The 21245-nt window shown below is 50.3% G+C and carries 13 protein-coding genes; 5 read left to right on the forward strand and 8 right to left on the reverse strand.

Features of this window, described 5'->3' with window-relative positions; translation table 11 throughout:
* Nucleotides 1-126: 126 nt before the first annotated feature.
* A complete protein-coding gene (locus HGH92_RS04430; RefSeq protein WP_168869542.1) occupies nt 127-6075 on the reverse strand; it encodes a PKD domain-containing protein in 5949 nt (1982 codons plus the stop codon).
* A gap of 143 nt (nt 6076-6218) precedes the next feature.
* Between HGH92_RS04430 and dnaG the strand changes: the two genes are divergently transcribed.
* A complete protein-coding gene (dnaG, locus tag HGH92_RS04435) occupies nt 6219-8192 on the forward strand; it encodes a DNA primase (protein WP_168869543.1) in 1974 nt (657 codons plus the stop codon).
* Between the two features lie 3 nt (nt 8193-8195).
* On the opposite strand, the gene HGH92_RS04440 is transcribed toward dnaG, so the two are convergent.
* Both HGH92_RS04440 and HGH92_RS04445 read right to left on the reverse strand, forming a co-directional pair.
* A complete protein-coding gene (locus HGH92_RS04440) occupies nt 8196-8690 on the reverse strand; it encodes a dihydrofolate reductase (RefSeq protein ID WP_168869544.1) in 495 nt (164 codons plus the stop codon).
* A gap of 1 nt (nt 8691) precedes the next feature.
* Nucleotides 8692-9513 carry a thymidylate synthase gene (locus HGH92_RS04445; RefSeq protein ID WP_168869545.1) on the reverse strand — a complete coding sequence of 274 codons (822 nt, stop codon included), beginning with the start codon at nt 9511-9513 and terminating at the stop codon, nt 8692-8694.
* A gap of 324 nt (nt 9514-9837) precedes the next feature.
* On the opposite strand from HGH92_RS04445, the gene HGH92_RS04450 reads away from it, so the two are divergent.
* Both HGH92_RS04450 and HGH92_RS04455 read left to right on the forward strand, forming a co-directional pair.
* Nucleotides 9838-12831, forward strand: a complete 2994-nt coding sequence (locus tag HGH92_RS04450) for a SusC/RagA family TonB-linked outer membrane protein (RefSeq protein WP_168869546.1) — start codon at nt 9838-9840, stop codon at nt 12829-12831.
* A 26-nt stretch (nt 12832-12857) separates the two neighbouring features.
* Nucleotides 12858-14168: a RagB/SusD family nutrient uptake outer membrane protein gene (locus HGH92_RS04455; RefSeq protein ID WP_168869547.1), complete on the forward strand. Its 1311-nt coding sequence runs from the start codon at nt 12858-12860 to the stop codon at nt 14166-14168.
* 89 nt (nt 14169-14257) lie between these two features.
* Here HGH92_RS04455 and HGH92_RS04460 read toward each other — a convergent pair whose 3' ends face one another.
* Nucleotides 14258-15436, reverse strand: a complete 1179-nt coding sequence (locus HGH92_RS04460; protein WP_168869548.1) for a proline dehydrogenase family protein — start codon at nt 15434-15436, stop codon at nt 14258-14260.
* A 317-nt stretch (nt 15437-15753) separates the two neighbouring features.
* On the opposite strand from HGH92_RS04460, the gene HGH92_RS04465 reads away from it, so the two are divergent.
* Together HGH92_RS04465 and HGH92_RS04470 are read left to right on the forward strand one after the other, a co-directional pair.
* A complete protein-coding gene (locus HGH92_RS04465; RefSeq protein ID WP_168869549.1) occupies nt 15754-16548 on the forward strand; it encodes a FecR family protein in 795 nt (264 codons plus the stop codon).
* Nucleotides 16549-16693: 145 nt separating this feature from the next.
* On the forward strand, nt 16694-17536 hold the full coding sequence (locus tag HGH92_RS04470) for a dienelactone hydrolase family protein (protein ID WP_168869550.1): 843 nt from the start codon (nt 16694-16696) through the stop codon (nt 17534-17536).
* A 91-nt stretch (nt 17537-17627) separates the two neighbouring features.
* Here HGH92_RS04470 and HGH92_RS04475 read toward each other — a convergent pair whose 3' ends face one another.
* From HGH92_RS04475 to HGH92_RS04490, 4 genes are all read right to left on the reverse strand, one after another.
* A complete protein-coding gene (locus tag HGH92_RS04475; RefSeq protein ID WP_168869551.1) occupies nt 17628-18659 on the reverse strand; it encodes a sugar phosphate isomerase/epimerase family protein in 1032 nt (343 codons plus the stop codon).
* Nucleotides 18660-18796: 137 nt separating this feature from the next.
* Nucleotides 18797-19666, reverse strand: a complete 870-nt coding sequence (locus HGH92_RS04480) for an alpha/beta hydrolase (protein ID WP_168869552.1) — start codon at nt 19664-19666, stop codon at nt 18797-18799.
* A 60-nt stretch (nt 19667-19726) separates the two neighbouring features.
* Nucleotides 19727-20317, reverse strand: a complete 591-nt coding sequence (locus tag HGH92_RS04485) for a TetR/AcrR family transcriptional regulator (RefSeq protein WP_168869553.1) — start codon at nt 20315-20317, stop codon at nt 19727-19729.
* A gap of 196 nt (nt 20318-20513) precedes the next feature.
* The gene (locus HGH92_RS04490) at nt 20514-21224 is read right to left on the reverse strand and encodes a LytR/AlgR family response regulator transcription factor (protein ID WP_168869554.1); all 711 of its coding nucleotides are present in this window, start codon (nt 21222-21224) and stop codon (nt 20514-20516) included.
* Nucleotides 21225-21245: the final 21 nt, after the last annotated feature.

The following is a 21245-nucleotide window of genomic DNA, read 5'->3' on the forward strand; positions in this document are numbered from 1 at the left end:
GCTGATTTGGAAAAAACAACAGGCGAATAACGAATTTTGAGCGAAAAACAGCAAATACTGAAAGCTGTTTAATGTATCGCCCGGGATTCGTTATCCGCCTGCTTTAAATGCCTGTTTTTATTGATTTTATTGAATACTTATCAGCACCGGCTTTTGTTTTTCCCTGCCGCTCACCTGCACATAATACAACCCTTTCGGCATATGGCCCAGGTCCATCACTGTCTGTTTGTCTTTCATCAACAGGCTGTGAACGATCCTGCCGGAAGTGTTGTACACATGGATCAATAATGGCTGTGCAGGCTGCTTTTCCAGTTGCAGGTATACCGCGCCGGAAGAAGGGTTGGGATAGACCGTCAGCACGCTGGCTGTCAGTCTGGCTTCCTCCAGGCCGGTGATCACCATGGCCAGCGGCGCAGAGATTGCATTGCAATCGCCACCGGCGCTTACCTGTACCTGATAGCTGCCATCTGCTTTGGCCCTTATAGCCCTGCTGGTAGCGCCCTGCACCGGAAGACCGTTCCTGTACCACTGATAAGCGCCTGCCACAGATGATTCCAGCGTATCGCCACGTTGCGCTATCAATGGTATCGCCGGCATATTTTTCACTTCGAAAGGCTGTGACCAGGCGCTGCTTTCTGCCGGGCTGCTGGACATTACCCTGATGCGGTATTGTTTTCCGCAAGGCAAATTGTCCGGCAGTTTAACATTGGCAGACACCCGCGAACTAGTCGACGGGAAGCTGACGATATCCGTCACGACCGGCGCTTCTGCCCTTGCACCAGGTACCGGGCCGTTGTCGGCATTGGCTAACTGTATGGTATATACGTTATCTGCATTACGTGCCACCGGGAATGTTACTGTCACCGGCACACTGTCTTTCACCTGCACCACGGCGGCATTGCTGTCCACCACCGGCGGTAAGGCCGCAGGCAGTTTCACTATAACCGTATCGGAAACCGTATAGCCGTACATGGTAGCACGCAGCCAGTAAGTGCCCGGCGCAGATACAAACAGCTGGTGCGTAGTGTCTCCGGTAGACCATAACCAATAAATGTCATTCATCGCCCCGCCGATAGCATCGTAGCCTTCCAGCAGAATCGGCTGGCCGTTGCGCAGCACGGTGTCAGGGCCAAGGTTGATGCTGATACGTGGACGGATATAGGCAGTATTAATTACAGAATCCCTGATGCCCAGGCTGTCTGTCACCAGCAGCTTCACCAGGTAACTGCCCGGCGCAGCGTAGGTATGTGCTGTATTCCAACTGACGGCCGAAGTTCCGTCGCCGAAGCTCCAGGACGCGCTGGCATTGCCGGTTTTAACGATAGACGTATTGGTGAAGTTCATGGTGTATAAACCATCGTTCGCACGTTTGGCCTCAAAACCCGCTGTCGGCCCTACGTGCGGAAGCGTTACCACAATTGTATCTGCAACAGTCTGACCATACATAGTAGCACGCAGCCAGTAAGTGCCCGGCGTATTGATCTGCAGCCGGTGCGTCGTGTCGCCGGTGGACCATAACCAATAAATGTCATTCATCGCCCCGCCGATAGCATCGTAGCCTTCCAGCAGAATCGGCTGGCCGTCGCGCAGCACGGTGTCAGGGCCAAGGTTGATGCTGATACGTGGACGGATATAGACAGTATTAATTACAGAATCCCTGATGCCCAGGCTGTCTGTCACCAGCAGCTTCACCAGATAACTGCCCGGCGCAGCGTAGGTATGTGCTGTATTCCAACTGACAGCCGAAGTTCCATCGCCGAAAGTCCAGAAAGCGCTGGCATTGCCGGTTTTAACAACGGAGGTATTGGTGAAATTCATGGTGTATTTCCCGTCGATGGCACGCATGGCCGTAAAGCCGGCCGTGGGCGGCAACGGCAGTCCTGCAATGGTTATCTGTTTTGTAGTGTCGCCAGTGCCGGCAATGTTGTCACGCACTTTCATTCTGACACGATAGCTACCGGTAGCGGCATATCTATGTGTTATAGTAAGATTGCTTTTGCCATCCAGGACACCGGTAGCCCCATCGCCAAACTCCCATTCGCTGCGGAATTGTCCTTCATCCATATTTTGGGAAACGTTGGTGAAGGTGACTTCTTTTGTATTGGCATTAACGGTATAACTAAAGTCCGGCACCAGTACTGGCATTACTTTTACTATCTTGATGATCGTATCTCCGTTACCGGCACCTTTCCACATTTTCACCCGATAGTCGCCATATGCCGGGAACACATGCGTAACAAATGTTCCGCTGTCCTTCGGAGAGCCATCCCCAAACAGCCAGTAAGGGGTGCGGGCATCACCAGGTGCAACGTATGGCGCAAAATTATAGCTGAGACGGTTGCCGGTGTTTACGGCATAACTAAAGTCGTCCACAAAAGTGCCTTTTAGCACGTGGATGGTGTCTACACCTTCATAATGAGGCGCTGTAACTTTTGCATAATAAGTGCCTGCCTTGTTGACACGCAGGTATTTTCCGCTCACGACATCCGGGTACCACACCACATTGACAGCGGGATCATAGAAATAAGGATCGTTTACTTTCAGTTCGATGGTGGGGCCGTTATAGGTCACATCCGGGCCAAGGTCCAGCGGAGGCCATACTTTCACCTGTTCTGTAATGGTGAAACGATAACCGTCATTGGTCTGTGACTGCATGGTAACCGTGTAGGTACCAGCTTGTGCGAAGGTGTGTTCTATAGTCCGGCTGGACGTAAGGTAATCTCCTGTTCCGTCTCCAAATGACCAACGTGTGTCACTTAGTCCGGTTATCTGTGAGGTGTTTTCAAAATAAAGCTTGGACGCATCCCCTGGTTTAGAGGTATATGTCATGCTACCTGTTGGATTATTTGACAACGGTGGCAGTACTTCGATCGTATCAACTGAACTGATGCCATAACGTGTAGCTGTCAGGCTATATACGCCCGGCAGTTTGAGCGTTACCACGCGGCTTGTTTCCCCGGTAGACCATTTCCATGAGATCTCTCTGTCTCCCTTAAATACAGGGTCTACTGCCGTTTCCGCATCCAGTGTGATACCGGAGGAATCTTTCATGCGCCGGTCGGGGCCAAGGTCCACTGTCACTAACGGCAACAGGGTTACCTGTTTGGTGATTGTGTAGATAGTGTCCTTCAGATCAAAGCCCTTCCACATTTTCACGGTGTAGGTACCAGGCCCGGGGAACTGATGGTCCACCACAAGGGAAGTATCTGTAACAGGTCCGTCGCCAAAAGACCAATGGGTTGGTCCTCTGTAGCCTCTGAAATGATAAGTCACAAAACGGACCAGGAACCGTCCGTTATTCTGTGCAAAATCAAAATTATCCCATACGCCGCCATCCTTTACATGTACTGTGTCCACACCGGTATAGTGACTGGTGGTTACTTTGGCATAGTAGGTGCCCGGCGCAGTAACATTCAACTGATGGCCGCTGACAATACCAGGGTACCATACGCAGTTAACAGCGGGGTCATTGAGATAGGGAGCATTCAGTTTTAAAGCGATGGTCGGGCCCATAAATGTGGTGTCCGGTCCAAGGTCCAGCTCCGGCCATACCTTCACCTGCTCTTTGATTTGATGTAACTGGCCATCTGATGTTTTTGACAACATAGTTACCTCATATGTTCCAGGTACCTGATAGGAGTAGGACATTTTTCTTTTTTCGACACCGCCCAGTTTTACCATATTGCCATCGCCCATCAGCCAAATGGTGCTGTCCAGCAACGGCATTTGTGAAGTGTTTTCAAAGTATATTTTTGTGGCACTTCCTTCAGCTGCGTAGTAGTTCATGGTCCCTTCAGGGTTAGTGCCAACGGTGGGCAACACCATGATGGTATCTGTAGAGGAAAAACCATAGGCAGAGGCTGTAACCGAATAAGCGCCAGGCAAGGTAACCGTAATGCTCCTGCTGGTAGCGCCGGTAGACCATTTCCAGTTTACCTCGTTGCTGGTACGGTAAAATGAGTCCAGCAGCGCCTGGCCACCGTCCAGCGTAAGCTGCTGGCTGGCTGGCATTACTACATCAGGTCCGAGGTCTATCCTTACAGGAGGAGCGATGTATATTCTTTTACGGGCAGTGTCCAGCGGATAAAGGCCTCTCCACATTTTCACATCGTAATACCCGGGAGCAGCATAAGTATGCGGCAGGTTCAGGCCCGTGTCAATGCGAGAACGGTCTCCGAAATCCCAGTGCGCTGCACCCTGGTATTTTACAGATTCGCCGGCGGCAAATATCATGGTGAGTTTACCATCTGTACTCCGGCCTGTATTAAAGAAATCAGAGAAGGGCGTATTGTCTTTCAGCACCACAAGGGTGTCTGTAGTCGTAAAGCCGTCAGCTGTAATAACTTTGGCGGCGTAGGTACCATATCCCACTACCTTCAGCTCGGGCATGTCCAGGTTTCCGGGCTGCCAAAAACAGTGTACACTGGTATCGCCATAAAAAGGCGCATTAGGCCTTAATATAATCGGCATGCCCCTGAAAACCAAGTCCTTTCCCAGATCAAGGTCTGGCCATACAGTTATTTGCCGTCTTACGGAATCCACCATGCCGGTAGCAGTATCGCGTGCTGTCAGTGTGACCCAATACTTTCCGGCAGCTGCATAGGTGTGGCTGACGTTCATACCGGATTCACCGGTAGCATCACCAAAACTCCAGCTATATAGCGGTGTCTTGCCGGGAGTACCTGTGGACGTGGCGGTAAAGCGGACAATGCGCCCTGCTTCCTGTTGATAAGTCAAAGCGGCTTTCAGGACCGGTGCGGTCACAACAACGGACAGCTGCGCTGAATCGCGCCTGCCTTTTGAATCTTCCCGATAAACTGTTACCAGATAAGTACCAGGGCGCTGAAAAACATGCGTTCCAAAGTCTCCTGTAAATGTAGTATTGTCGCTAAAAACCCATCGGTATGTGCTGGGGCTATAATAATTGCTCTGAGTGCCAAAAATGTATGTCAGACTGTTCTCGTCGTGGCGCTCCACGATATTCATACGAAACTTATCCAATACCAGCGTATCAGAATAGGTCCAGGACGGGTTTAAAGAGCAAGGGGTTACCCTTACCCAATACCTGCCTGGCTCCGTAATGTCTATTTCCTCGGTGGTTGCACCAGTAGACCATTCTACTTTAGCGGGCGGCATCAGATAAGGCGGGCGAAAAGCTTTGGACCGGTCATATGATACCCTGAATACATCTCCCACATGGATAGCCGAATCTTCTATAAGTCTTACCCTGTCGGGCAGAAAAGATTCATAGAAAATGATTTTTTCCACTGAATCTTTCCGGCCAGACTGGCTGGTAACAATTAACTTTACCTGATTAGGACCCTCCTGAAGATAAAACGATGGCGGAACTAATTGCGACGACGTGATATTGTTATTCAATACCCATTTGGTGTCAACTATTCCACCTGTTCCATGCGACATACTCTCCAGATAGGCTACACCACAATTCACCGTTGACGAATCAACTATTCTAAAGTCAGCTTTCAAATAGTCTTCCGTTTTTATATAGATAGTATCCCGGATATAACGGTCGCAGTTTGCCGAAGTGGTTTGCCGGATGTACATTCCCGGAGATTTCACTTCTATGCAATCACCATCGAATGTTCTTTGCTGAAATTCCCAGCGATGACTGACAACCGTATTTTCCATCGTAGGCGCACATTCCGTAAAAGGATAAGCGTCAGCGGACACAAATTTATCTCTCGGCGGAAATCCAAACAACACCCGTGTGTCCACAATATTAATGGGGGTCGTCAGGGAATCGTAGCTCCCGTCTTTCTTTTTAATCCAAATCCGGATGGCTTTATCTCCGTCTGTGGGGTACCTGGCGCTATAAGTCCAGTTGGGCAGGTAGCCTTGCCATCCCAGTCCATCATCCAGGTTTACGGCGCAACTGTCCACATCAGTGTAGGCATAGGGCACATAAAACTGAAACATAGCCCTGTTGCTGAAACAATCTATGCTGCGGGACCAGTTGAGGACGATCGTGTTAGCAGGTGTTTTGGGCGTTGCTGCCGAAGCATGCCAAGGGATCAACCCAAATAATAAAACAAACAATAGTAAAAATCTATTCATATAGGGACCGGTATAGGTAAACAAAAAATCGTATAAAATTATATATATTTTAAACAAAATTTATCTTTTATTACCATCTGATAAGTTGGCATATTCCCGCTCCGGAGAAATTACCGTATGTTTGCAGTTGCATTGATCAAACCGTGATATCTCAACAATCCATACAACAGATCCTTGGCCGCATTGACATTGTGGAGATTGTGGGTTCTTTTGTGAAACTGAAAAAGCGGGGCGCCAACTACATGGGCCTTTGTCCGTTTCACAACGAGAAATCCCCTTCTTTCACCGTATCACCCAGCAAAGAGATCTATAAATGCTTCGGCTGTGGCAAAAGCGGCAACGCTATCAGCTTTGTCATGGAGCATGAGAAGTACTCCTATGTGGAAGCCATCAAATGGCTGGCACAGAAGTACCAGGTAGAGATCGAAGAAACAGAGGTAAGCCCCGAGCTGCGGCAGCATCAGCTGATGTCTGACAGTCTGTTTATTATCAACAGCTTCGCCCGGGAGTATTTCACCGACACGCTTTTTAATACAGACGAAGGACAGAACGTAGGGTTAAGTTACTTTGAAGAACGTGGCTTCACCGAAGAGACCGTCCGTAAATTCCAGCTGGGCTACTGCCTTAACCAGCGGGACACCTTTGCTCAGACAGCACTGTCAAAAGGCTACAACCTCGAATACCTTCAGAAAACGGGGCTGGTGACCATCCGTAACGAGCAACCGGCCGACAACTACCGCGGCAGGGTCATCTTCCCGATACATAACCAGTCGGGCAAGATCCTCGGCTTCGGCGCGCGTATCCTCGTCAAATCAGACCGGGCGCCCAAGTACATCAACTCCCCCGAGAACGAGATTTATGTGAAGAGCCGGGTACTGTATGGTACCTATTTTGCGCGGCATGCCATTGATAAACTCAATGAATGCCTGCTGGTAGAAGGATATACCGACGTGATATCCCTGCACCAGGCAGGCGTGGAGAACGTGGTCGCCTCCAGCGGCACCTCTCTTACACAGGACCAGCTCCGGCTCATTAAAAAATACACCAACAACCTCACCATCATCTACGATGGTGACAGCGCCGGTATCAAGGCAGCGCTGCGCGGCCTCGACATGGCCGTGGAGGAAAGCCTCAACGTAAAGCTGGTGCTGCTGCCCGACAAAGAAGACCCGGACAGTTATGTGCAGCGCATTGGCGCCGCCGCTTTCCGCACGTTCATCGAAGAAAACAAGCAGGACTTTGTGCTGTTCAAACTGCAGTTGAGCATGCAGGAAGCCGGCAACGACAGTACAAAGAAATCGCAGCTGGTCAACGAGATCGCGGAAACCATTTCCAAGATCGACAAGGCTGAAGACTTCACCCGGCAGCAGGACTATATCCGGCAGTGCAGCCAGCTGCTCAAAATCGATGAACAGGGGCTTATCGCGCTGGTGAATAAATTCATCCGGGAAAGGCTGGTCAAACGGGAGCAGGCCATTGCCCGCAATGCGCCATCACCGGCAGAGCAGGACGACGCCCTGAGCGATGAAGCCATTGCCGCCATGGAAGCCGCCGAAACCGGCGTTTCCATTTCCTCGCTGCTCAACAAAGATGAAAAGCAGGAGAAGGAACTGGTGAAAATATTGCTGCGTTTTGGCGATAAACCATTTAGCGAGGAAGAAAACAATACCGTAGCCGACTATATTTTCCATCTCCCCTATGATTTTGAATCGCTGGCAGACAGTGAGATGGTGAAACGTATCCTGCGGGAATACAAACAGCTGTACGACGAAGGCAGCCTGCCCGACAAAAAATGGTTCCTGTACCACCAGGACCCTGATGTGAGCAAGTTTATTGCGCTGATACTGGAAGACAAGGAAGCGGAACTGAGCGTTAACTGGAAGGAGCGTTTCGAGATCGATACTGTTTATGGAGATAATGCCTATCTGAAAGACACGATATCCACCACCAATTATCTTATTCTCCGGAAGATCAAAAAGCTGATCACCGAAAACCAGGAGGAAGCGGAGAAAGCCACCGAAATGGACCAGGTGATGCGCTGCCTGGAGATGCAGGTACACCTGAAGGCCCTGGAAAAGGAGCTTACCCAGGGCCTCGGTACCGTTATTTTCAAATAAATTTTACTGATTGCGTTCCCATACCTGGAAAGAGAAGGCATGGTCGTTTTTCTCGTCTGCTTCGTGGCGTTCATCGCGTACGAGCGTCCATTCGCTGCCATGGATGGCCGGGAAAAAGGCGTCTCCGGGCACTACTGCGTATACCCGTGTGAGGTAGATGCGCTCTACCAGGTGCCAGGCCTGTTCAAATATCTGGGAACCGCCGGTGATAAACAGCTCCTCGCCTTCGAATGTTTTTGCTTTGGCAATGGCCTCATCGATGGAAGCCTCCACATATACGCCTTCCGGCCGAAAATCCGTCTGCCGCGTGATGACGATGTTAGGTCTTCCCGGCAGTGGTTTTCCAAGCGACTCAAACGTTTTTCTTCCCATGACAATGGGTTTGCCCAGCGTAGTGCTTTTAAAGTACTTCAGGTCGGTAGACAAGCGCCAGGGCAGTTGATTGTTGATGCCGATCACATTGTTTTCTGATGCGGCCACTATAATAGATACCCTCATATCAGATGGCTACGGGTGCTTTAATAGCAGGATGGAATTGATAATCCACCAGCTCGAAGTCCTCATACTTAAATGCGAACAGGTCTTTCACCGCCGGGTTGATTTTCATGACCGGCAGCGGGAAAGGTGTTCTGGTCAGCTGCAGCTGCGCTTGTTCCATATGGTTGCTGTACAGGTGCACATCACCGAAAGTATGGATGAAGTCGCCCGCTTCAAGGTCGCACACCTGCGCCATCATCATGGTGAGCAGCGCATAGGAGGCAATATTGAAAGGCACGCCCAGGAATACGTCTGCGCTGCGCTGATAGAGCTGACAGCTGAGTTTGCCCCTGGTTTCGCCTTTGGAAGCATCGGGAGGTGTCACATAAAACTGGAACAGGCAGTGGCAGGGGCTGAGCGCCATCTTATTGAGGTCGCCCACATTCCAGGCGTTCACAATAATGCGGCGGGAGTCCGGGTTCTTTTTGATCGTTTCCACCGCGATGGTGATCTGATCGATCGTTTCACCGGAAGTGGTTTCCCAGCTGCGCCACTGTTTACCGTATACCGGGCCCAGGTCGCCGTTTGCGTCTGCCCATTCATCCCATATGCTGACGCCGTGTTCTTTCAGCCAGGCGATATTGGTATCGCCTTTCAGGAACCACAGCAGTTCATATATAATGGACTTCAGGTGTAATTTCTTAGTTGTCACCAATGGAAAGCCTTTGCTAAGATCGAACCTCATCTGATAACCAAAACAGCTGGTGGTACCGGTACCGGTGCGGTCAGTTTTAACAGCGCCTTCCTTGATAATATGTTGTAATAAAGTGAGATATTGTTCCATAATCAGGCGGCAAGTTACGAGAAAAATATAACCTAAATAAGTCAAACAAAAAAAGTGAAAGTCAGCCTGATTTTTCGTAAACTGACATTCAAAATAGCCAAAAGTTACAACAACAGCTTAACAGACGACTACGAAGACCACTATCGGAAGGTGTGCCCACGATTTGAAAAGCCTGATATTCGCCATTGCCGGTAGCAGAAGATAAGATGGATTCAACCAAAATCGAACTTGAACTCAAACGCCATATTTCCCCGTTCACCAAAATCTTAGTTACGCTATCGTGATTACGCCACTTTCATTTTAATCTAAACCAATTTTCGTGCTATGCTTCTACCAAAATCCAGTATGCTGGTAATGCTGTGCTTATGCAGTACACTTGCCTTATTTGCGCAACAAAACATTTCGGGCAGGATCAAGGATGCCGCCCACGGCAACGCTATCCCCGGCGCCACTGTGCGCGTGCCAAACACCAACAAGGGAACCATGACGGACATAGACGGTAAATACACGATCAGTGTACCGGCCTCCGTGTCAAAGCTGATCATCAGTTATACCGGCTACAAAACACAGACCGTATCTATCCCTCCCGGCGCCACCACGCTGAATGTCTCACTGGAAGAAGACCTTGCCCGTCTCGATGAGATCGTGGTGACCGGCCTGGCCACCAATATCAAACGCAGCAACCTGGCCAATGCCGTAGCCACCATTTCGGGCAAGGAACTGAACGGCGTGGCACCGGCACAGACCTTCGACGCCGCCCTCAGCGGCAAGGTGCCCGGCGCATTGATCACCGCCAACTCCGGCGCCCCCGGTGGCGGCATCTCCGTGAAGCTGCGCGGTATCACCTCCGTCTTCGGCAACTCCCAGCCGCTGTACGTAGTGGACGGCGTCTTCTTCAATAACAGCAGTATTCCTGCCGGCCTGAACGATGTCACCGGCGCCGCCACTGCCGGCAACCCCAACAACCAGGACAACCCGTCCAGCCGTATTGCTGACCTCAACCCGGAAGACATTGAGAACATAGAAGTGCTCAAAGGCGCTTCCGCGGCCGCCATGTACGGCGCCAAAGCAGCGGCAGGCGTTATCATTATCACCACTAAAAAAGGCAAATCCGGTAAAACGCAGGTCACCCTCAACCAGGAAGTGGGCTTTGCGAAAGTACGCCACCTGGTGGGCGTGCGGAAATTTACCGCCGAAACAGCCGCCGATCTGGGAGGCAGCGCCACCAGCACCGACCCTGATGTGATCGCCGCCCGCGCAGCCATGAAAGCCCAGTTTGAAGCCGCCCAGGCTGCCGGTAAAATCTATGACTATGAAAAAGAACTGTTTGGTGAAACCGGCCTTATTCTCAATACCGGCGTTTCCATGAGCGGCGGTTCAGAGAAAACCACCTTCTACATGGCTGGCAACCGCAGACAGGAAGACGGCATCGTTAAACATACCGGCTACTTCAACAATTCATTCCGTCTGAACGTCAATCATAAAATAAATGATCGTTTATCCGTTGGCGTTACTACCAATTTTATCAACTCCTCTTCCGACAGAGGTGTCACCAACAACGACAACAACGGCGTATCACTTGGCGTGGCCCTTTCCACCACGCCCGGATTTGTGGAACTGCATCCCAACTCTCTCGGTGAATATCCCCGTAATGCCTTCGCCGCTTCCAACCCGATAGAAACGCGCGACAAAATGATCAACAACGAAGGCGTAAACCGTTTTGTAGGCGGCGGCAATATTGAATACCGCATCCAGCAAAGCAACCACTCCTCCACGAAAGTAGCTGTGAGAGCGGGCGTGGACTACTTCAACCTGAAAACCATCGCTGTATTCCCCCGCGATCTTCAGTTTGAAGAAAAGGCCCAGCAAGGCCATTCCATCCAGGGAAATACCAATAACCTCAACACCAACCTCCTGGGCTTCATTGCCAATACCTGGACACCACACGAAAAACTCAGTCTCACCAGCACCGCCGGCGCTACACTGGAAACCGGCTATATGGACAATATCGTGACCGTGGCCACCAACCTGGTATCTGGTCAAACCAACCTCGATGCCAGTGGTAACACCAGCACCCGTCAGTTCCGGCAGAAATACCGTGACAACGGTATGTTCATCCAGGAAGACCTCTCCCTGATGGACGCCTTCACGCTCAGTGCAGGCGTGCGTTTTGACCGGTCCACCAACAACGGGGACTATCTCAAATATTACGTCTTCCCCAAAGGCGCCTTCTCCTGGAACATCTCTAAAATGCCTTTCTGGCATGTGGACAAAGTAGACAACCTGAAAGTGCGTATCGCCTACGGCCAGTCCGGCAACGTACCGCCTTACGGCAGTAAGTTCACCGGCATGCTGGGCAGCAACATCGGCGGTTTCCCCGGCGTACTGGTAGATAACCTGCTGGGCAATCCCAACATCAAACCGGAAAGACAGTCCGAACTGGAAACCGGTATCGACTTCAGCCTGTTCAACGGCCGTGTGTCACTCGAAGCCACTTACTATAACAAACGCATCTACGACGTATTGTTAAGACATGCCATCCCCTCTTCCACCGGTTACGCAACAGAATGGAAGAACAGTGGCGACCTTACCAACAACGGTGTGGAACTGGGTCTGACCGTTATCCCTGTCAATACCAAAAATTTCAAATGGACGTCTAACATCAACTGGTGGAGAAACCGTTCCAAGATGACCAAGCTGATTATTCCGCCTTATGCTATTGGCGCGTTTGGCGCATCACTGGGCACTTTCTATCTGGAAGAAGGGCAACCGGTGACCCAGATCAAAGGTATTGTGAACAAACAGCTGGTGCTGATTGGTAATTCAGAACCGAAATTCCAGATGAGTTTTTACAATGACCTTACTTTCCTGAAGGACTTCTCCCTGCGTTTCCTCATTCACTGGAAAAAAGGCGGCGATAACATCAACCTGAGCCAGTTGCTCAATGATGGCGGCGCCACTTCTCCCGACTATGATGATCTGATCAACGGCGTGAAAGCCGGTGCATACAGGCCAGGGGCCGGTGCCGGCGTATATGTGCAGGACGCTTCCTATGTGCGTATCCGTGAGATCGGCCTTTATTACAATGTTCCGCTGAAAAATACCAAAACCATTAAAGGTATTCGGCTGGGCATTTCCGCCAATAACTTTTTCACCTGGACAAAATATGTGGGGTATGATCCGGAAGTTTCCAACTTCGGCAGTAACACCATTACCACTGCGCAGAGCCGCGGCAGCAACGGTTTGTCTACCGGTGTGGACGTAATGCCTTTCCCCTCCAACAAAAGGGCCAGCTTCCATTTAGGCATCGATTTCTGATCATCTGACTATTAAAACTGAAACAAATGAAAAAGCTTATTATATACCTGTCCGGCGCCCTGCTCGCCCTGAGTGCCTGCCAGAAAGGAGAAATCAACAGTCTGAATACACCGGTCGTAGGCGGCATTGTCGTCAATCCCAGCCGGAGCGATCTTTTTAACCTTGTCACCGGTGCGGAATCCGGGTTGCGTAACAATACCGGCACCTATCTCGATGGCTTAGGCGTACTGGGACGTGAGCAATACCGCTTCTCAGGCTCCGAGCCCCGCTGGACGACCGATATGTTGGGTGGTGGCACCAAAGAACTGGACAACAACACATTCTACATCACCAACCCTTTTGCGGCCCGTTACCAGGTGGCCCGTCAGTGTTTTATCCTGATGCAGGCGCTGAAAACCACGCGTACCGAAGTAGCCAGCGATGCGCAGAAAAAAGCCTTCCAGGGCTTTGCCGAAACACTTATCGGTTACCAGCTGCTGCTGAACATCAACATGACGGATTCCAACGGCGCCAGAATTCCGGTGGCCGATAATGCCAACCTGGGCCCTATCATCACTAATCCGGGCATCGTGATGGACTCCGTGCTGAAGTTCCTCGACGCCGGTAAAGCGGACCTCACCGGTTCTGATGTGCTTTTCCCGCTTTCTGACGGTTTCGCCGGTTTTAAAGATGCCGCTGGCCTGCTGAAGTTCAACCGGGCCATTGCCGCCAGGGTACATATTTACCGTAAAAACTGGGCCGCCGCACTGACAGCTCTGAACGAATCCTTCTTTGATCTGAATGGTTCCTTCACCAAAGGCATATACAGCGCTTTCTCCACCAACGGCGGCGACCTGATCAACCCTATGTACCTGCAGCCTAATTCAACCGGGGAAGTAAGGGTGGCGCATCCTTCTTTTGCCACAGACATCATCGGCACCGATGACCGAATCAACAAAACAACGCTACGTACCTCTCCTGTAAGCAGCGTAGGACTTACCGGTAACCGTGATCTGGCCATCTGGCCTACGCTGAGCAGCCCTATCGCCATCATCCGGAATGAAGAGCTGATCCTCATTTATGCCGAAGCCAAAATACAGCTGGGACAATTCCCGGATGCCATCGTAGCGCTCAACAGGATCCGGACCGGCCACAACCTGCCTGTATACCCCGGCGCTGTCACCGCAGACGCCCTCACCAACGAGCTGCTCTATCAGCGCCGCTATTCCCTGTTCATGGAAGGCCACCGCTGGATAGACATGCGCAGGTACAACCGGCTCAACCAGCTCCCAATAGACCGCGCCGGCGACGATGTATGGTCACGGTATCCGCTGCCTATGAGCGAAACAAATCAATAATTAATCCGTATTAAAGGGTATAAAAAAGCGAAAACCGCCTGATATGTTATCAGGCGGTTTTCGCTTTTTATCTTATGATCAGGACACGATTATATGCCGCGTCTTTTCATTTCTTTTCTTATCAGCGATAGTTCGCGGCCCATCTGGCCGGCGATGGACGTGTTTTCCTGTGCTCTGCGGATCAGGTAGGGCATCACGTCTTTTACCGGGCCATATGGCAGGTATTTGGTGACGGTATAGCCGGCATGCGCCAGGTTGAAGGTGATATTGTCGCTCATACCCAGCAGCTGTGAGAAGCTCACATGCGGGTGGTTGTGCGGAATATTTTTTGCGTCCATGGTACGGGCAGCGAGCATGCAGCTGTTTTCATTGTGTGTGCCGATGAACACCCCCAGTTTATCGAGATGCTCCAGGCAGAACTGAACGGCAGCGTTGTAGTCTTTATCTGTGGCTTCCTTGCTGGGCTGGATGGGCGTTGGGTAGTTGTTTTCCGCCGCGCGTTTGTTTTCCTTTTCCATGTAAGCGCCGCGCACCAGTTTGGCACCGAGCAGGTAACCTTCTTTCGTTGCTTTTTCCAGCGATTTTTGCAGGAACGGGTAGCGGTCATGGCAATACATCTGAAAAGTATTGTACACGATCACCTGGTTGCGGTTGAACAGCGACATCATTTCATCCGTCAGGTCGTCAACCGGATTCTGTATCCAGGATTCCTCCGCATCGATGAGCAGGCCTACCTTGTACTGGGCAGCCGCTTCCGCCACTGAATGCACGCGGGAACGGACACGGATATATTCCTGCTGTTCCTGTGGTGTGAGCGTATCGCCACGGTGTACTTTTTCGAGCAGTTCAAAACGTGCAAAACCGGTGATCTTGATGGCGATGAAAGGAATATCCGGTTTGTTGGCTGCATACTGGATAGCCCGGATAAATTCAGGCACCGCATGATCGTAGCTTTCTTCGCCTTCCATGGCTTCCACGCCATAGTCGAGCACTACACCCACATGGTAATTGCCCAGTTGCAGCGCCGTGTGTGCCGCTTCGTCCAGGGTTTCGCCCCCGCAGAACTGGGAGAATATTGTGTTTTTGATAATGCCTTTGATCGGTAGTCTGAGTTTGAACGCCAGCGGAGTGAGTGCTGCGCCCATTTTCACCAGCCACGGCTTTCCGATGTTGCTGAACAGAAAGTTGGCCTTTTTTAACGCCTTGTCGGTCTTTGCCTCAAATGCAATAGCCGTATTATCGAATGATAAAGTTAGCTGCTTTTCCATGAGGCGCAAAGTTAGGGTGCGCCTGCATCCTAAACAAAAATCATTATAATATCAGGAGATATTTTTAATAGCATAAACCGATATTGTCTATTGCTTTTCAAAAATTGCTGCCCGGGAAAATGTGGGCTGTATCAAGGTAAAATTTATCCGGCATCAATCTATCAAATATATTATTATCTACATATAATATCTAAACACCATACAGAAAAATATTTGGGAGAACGATAAAAGGAGGGCCTGTGAGCCGATGGAATTCTTGTCCCGGGCAGTTTATTTTGTTTATTTTTAGGCTTTTCTGTTGACAAACACCCGGAAATATGAAGAAATCCCGTACATGGCTTTATGCATTGATTTTAGTGGCCTTAGGCGTTATTGTTGTAGTGACCTGGAAATTGCGGGAGCCTGCGTCACCGAAAACACCGGGGTACACCATTGCCGAATTAAAGGCGGCGGGCGTGCAATACCAGGAGCACCAGGGCAAGACCGGCAGCCGTACTGAAATCACGTTGCCTGACAGTACCACCGTTATCCTGAACTCCGCCTCTGTCCTGCATGTTCCGGCAGATTACGCTTCCGGCAACCGTTCCGTTATCCTTGACGGCGATGCTTTTTTTGACGTAAAGCCCGGCAAAGACAGTTTTACCGTGACCACTGCCATCCTCAAGGCCACCGTACTGGGCACCTCTTTCCGGATGCGGTCCTTTTCCAGCCAGCAGGGCGCCACCTGCTATCAACTGGAAGGCTCCAGCCGGGTGGGCAAATCCTATCATTCTGCTACTGACAATCAACCGGAAGTACTGGAGCGCGGCCAGATGGTACTGGCCAATCGCGAGATAGACCTGATGGAAAAAGAAACATACCATCCTGAAGAGCTGGAAACCTGGCTGTCTGATATTCTTCGCATCCAGAATGCCAATCCGATGGCCGTATCCCGTATACTGGAAGACTGGTTCGGCGTGGAAGTGGAAATGCGTGGCGACGCCTCCAAGGCCCGTGTTATTACAGAAGCACTCTTCTTCAACGCCTCCCTCGATGATGTGCTCAGCAATCTTAGCGACCAGCAAGGATTTAAGTACAAAATTGACAAGAACAAAGTGACACTCAATTTCTAGTATATCCATTAACGTTATAAAAGCCTGGTGTGTGTACACGCCAGGCTTTTTTATTGTCTTGTAACAACCTGCGCCGGCTCATAGTACCCCTTACCGATTCACGCGACATTTTTTGTAATTTTAATACAATTAAAGCGCTCCATTTATGAAAAAGCTATCCTTACTGCTGCTGACATTAGGCAGCGCACTCGGGCTGTACGCACAAACAGCGCCGTGTTGCCATACAGACGCCGTGACAGAATTTACCGGGCTCGCTAACCGGGAAGATTTCCGGATGGCGCACAAAGACCCGCTCCCCTACACCTACCAGGGAACTGCCGGCACTGAAGTAAGCTTCCCCGCCCCTGACGGCAAAGCAGCCAACGGTTTCCTGTTTAAGGCAAAGAAACCTACCAACAAATACCTGTTTGTATTCCAGGAATGGTACGGACTTAATGACTATGTGAAAAAGGAATCCGAAAAACTATACAACGATCTCGGCGGCGCGGTAAACGTGCTGGCAGTGGACATGTACGACAAGATTGTGGCCACCAACCGGGAGGAAGCAGCTAAAACCATGCAGTCGGTGCCCAGGGAGCGGCTGAAAGCGATCATGGAAGCCGCCCGCAATTACGCAGGCAAATCAGCCAGCATCGTAACGCTGGGCTGGTGCTTTGGCGGTGCCATCGCGCTGCAATCAGCACTGATTAACGGTGACAGGAACATGGGTTGTGTGATGTATTACGGCATGCCGGAAAAAGATGTGAATGCCCTGAAGCAGCTGCATGGTCCGGTATTGGGCCTGTTCGCCAACAAAGACAAAGGCATCACCCCACAGATAGTGGACGAGTTTGAACAAAACATGAAAAAAGCAGGTAAAACGTTAACGGTTAAACGTTATGATGCAGAACACGCCTTCGCCAACCCCAGCAACCCAATTTATAACAGCGAAGCCACGAAGGATGCCTATACGCATACCATTGCTTTTCTGAGGGAAAGATTCAAGTAATTATTTAGTTTTTTTATTGAAAAATGCAGCGAAGATCATGTTTTGTCAGGTGATCTTCGCTGCATTTTTCAATAAAAAAATAATACAATGATTAAATGGTCCCGAGGCGCATCAGCAGCTCTTTTGACTTCCTCACCCCTTCTTCCTCGGACAGGCGGTTGCCTTCATATTCAATACCGATAAAGCCATCTTTGTATCCTGCATCCTTTACGATCTGCAACATACGTTTGTAGTCGATGGTGGTTTCATTACCGGCATCATCAAAGTCATATGTTTTAGCGCTGACACCTTTAGCAAAAGGCATTAGTTCCTTCACGCCTTCATAGCGGTCATATTCTTCCAGGCAGGTGGTTTTAGCCCACGCTTCCGGCGTATTGTTTTCCGGTTTGCTTCTTTTGATACAGAAATTGCCCAGGTCCGGCAACGTACCGCAGTTGGGCATGTTCACGGTTTTCATGATATTGCTCAACCATTTTCCGTCAGAGGAGAAACCGCCATGGTTTTCCACGATCACGTTGATGCCGTGTTCTTTTCCGAAGCCGGACAGTTTGGTGAGTGATTCGATGGCCGCTTTAGCTACATCTTCCGCTTTACCTTCACCGGCCGCATTTACGCGGATGGCATGGCAACCGAGGAATTGTGCCGCTTCCACCCATTTGTAATGGTTTTCCACTGCCTGCATGCGTTTTTTGGCGTCGAGGTCTCCCATTTCCCCTTCTCCGTCGCACATAATCAGGACGCTGCGTACGCCGTTGTCGTCGGCACGTTTTTTCATATCCGCGAGGTAGGCCTGATCTTTTGCTTTGTCTTTAAAGAACTGGTTCACGTACTCTACACCGGTGATGCCAAATTCATTTTTAGCGCGCGCGGCGAAGTCGAGGTGGTTCATTTTACCGGCGAAGAGCGCCTTGTGGAAAGACCATTCTGCCAGGGAGATTTTAAAGAACAGTTCTTTGGCTGTTTCAGTACCGGCACCGGCGCCTGGTTGAGCGGTACTGTCTTTTGTGCCTTTGGTGGATTTACCTTCATTACAGGCTGCCAATACAGAAGGCAGGAAACCGATGCCCATCGTGTACAGCCCCATTTGGCGCAAAAACTGACGGCGGTTGTTGATGTTACTCATATAACGTGGGTTTTAAAAATTAAGCTTGACTAAAAATATTGATTTCAGCGGGGTAAAGCAAGTTTGTTGCCAGAAATGACAAAAAAGCCCGGAGCATTGGCCCCGGGCGATGTTATTATTTGAAAGATGATAACAATTTATTTTTCGAGGAACTGCATGACTTCCCTGATCACCGGCTCCTGGCGCATGATACGGAAATGTCCTTCGCCGGTGATGCGCATGGCGTGAATGGACGGATACTGCTCCACATAGGCGGTGACTTCCTTCTCGTCCACCAGCGTGTCTGTGGTGTCGTAAGCAAAAAATATTTTCTCTGCCTTGATCTGATTGATATAGCGGTGGAGGTCCAGCTCTTCCAGATCTTCCCGTAGCCGTTGATGTATCAGTTGCCGCAGTGGCGGCATTACGACGGGATGTATCCGGAACAATTGCAGGGCCTCGTTAAAAAACACGGGCGCGCTCAGGGCACAACTGAGCATGACCAGCCGCGGCACCTGCACCGTTCTGCGGGAGAGTGTCAGCGCAGCGTTTAGCCCTCCCAGTGAGTGTCCGATAATGGCGTACAGCGGACCTTCCCGGACGATCACCTGTTCCAGCACGTGGCTCCATTGTACCAGGTTGGTCCGTTTACCGTCTGAATCGCCATGTGCGGGCGCATCATAGGCAATCACCTCATATCCCTGCCGGAGCAGTGTGTCTATCAGTTTTTTGAAGTGGAACGGGCTGCCGCCCCAGCCATGCAGCAGCAATATTTTTTTATCAGCACTTCCCCAGCGATAGGTAGTGATGGTCATAGGCCGTTCATCAAAAGGATAACGGGTAACGGTCAGTTGGTTTAGTTGTGCCGAATTACGCAGTTCCAGATGAGATGAGCGCACTTTAGTGCCTGGCGGTGTACAGTACAGGCGATAGAACAGGCGGGCGGTAAGCCCCGGAAAGGGTTTACTCATACCGGATAGCAGGAAGGCTGTCATCCGCAGTGACAGCGGTAAAACCTGGTGTTGCATCTTTCAGACCGATTGGTTTATTATTAAAACTAAAAAAGTCACCGAAGAAGATGCGCAGCATCATTTACAGTGACGTTTGATTTCCTTTCTTAAAAAATCTATGACCACCAGCATCTGGCTGTTGCTGTTCATGATACCGGTGACAAAAATGGCGCCTTCCAGCATAGAGAACATCAACACGGCAAACTTATCTTCATCCCAGTCTTTTTTAAATTCCCCGTTTTTCTTGCCCAGCTGCACCAGCAGCCGGATGCGCTCCTGGAAATACTGCACCAGTTCCTGCACTTTCCTTTTCAGGACCGGGTTAGTATCATCTGCTTCCACGCCGAAATTGAGCATGGGACAGCCACCGGCAATACTACGATTGAGCGGGTAACGCGCATAGTACGAGAACAGGGCCTCAAACTTGGCCAGGGCCGTAGGCTCCGGGCCGGTGACCGTTTTGAGCCTTTGCTTTTCCTGCTCCGCGATGTAATCAAATACTTCCGCCACCATTTCCTCTTTCGAGGAAAAGTTGCCATACAGGCCGCCTTTAGCCAGCCGCGTAGCTTCCATGATATCGCTGATAGCCGTGCCCGCTACACCTTTCTGGTTAAAAATGGGCGCCGCTGTTTCAATGATAAACTGCCTCGTTCTCGCTGCTTTGTTCATGATACTAAAATTAGACCTTTCGGTCTAATTTTACAAATAAAAATAACAGGGCGCAGAAATTCCCGGGCTTACGCCCGGGGCAACGATCTTATGAAAAGTCTTTAAGTATGAAGTCTGAAGTAATGGAGCAGGAGTATTTTCAGCGGGCGGATGACGTCATTTTTTACAGGAGCAATGTGGCAGCAAGCCATTACTATTAACGGCCGGTGGCGCCCAGTATGTTATCCACAGCAGTGCCATAAGCCGCCCCAATGGGAATGGCCACATTGCGGATGTACAGTGAAGTACGGTCAGCACGTTCTACCTTATCATTGGCCACAATATAAGAACGGTGGACACGGGTGAAAAGGGCAGTTGGCAAAAGGTCCATCGCCTCCTGCATAGACAGGCGGGAGATCAGGCGACGGTCTTTCAGGATAAAATTTACATAATTGCCGGCGCTCTCCAGATATAAGATATCTTCCAGCATTATCTTAAACTGTTCGTATCCGCTTTTGAGAAAGATATAGGCCGGCGCTTCTTTTGCCTGAGGCGGGTTCTTTTGCTTCAGCTGCCAGAGGCTGTGGGCCTTGTTGCACGCTTTGATAAAACGGATAAGCGAAAAAGGTTTCAGCAGATAATCTACCGCGTCCAGCTCAAAACTTTTAACCGCATGTTCGGAGTAGGCGGTGGTAAAGATGGTCATAGGCGGCTGCGGCAGACTGGAAATAAAATCCAGTCCGGAGATATCAGGCATTTTTATATCGAGGAAAAGCAGGTCTACCTTCTCTCTGCTCAGAAACTCCATCGCTTCATAAGCGTTGGTAAAATAGCCTTTCATTTCCAGGAAGGGCACCATGGCAGCGTGATTTTTTATCACGGCCAGGGCCACTGGTTCATCATCAATTGCAATGGCGGCAAGCTTCATAACACTTCATTTTCCTGTAAT

The sequence above is a fragment of the Chitinophaga varians genome (genome assembly GCF_012641275.1).
GTDB lineage: Bacteria > Bacteroidota > Bacteroidia > Chitinophagales > Chitinophagaceae > Chitinophaga > Chitinophaga varians_A.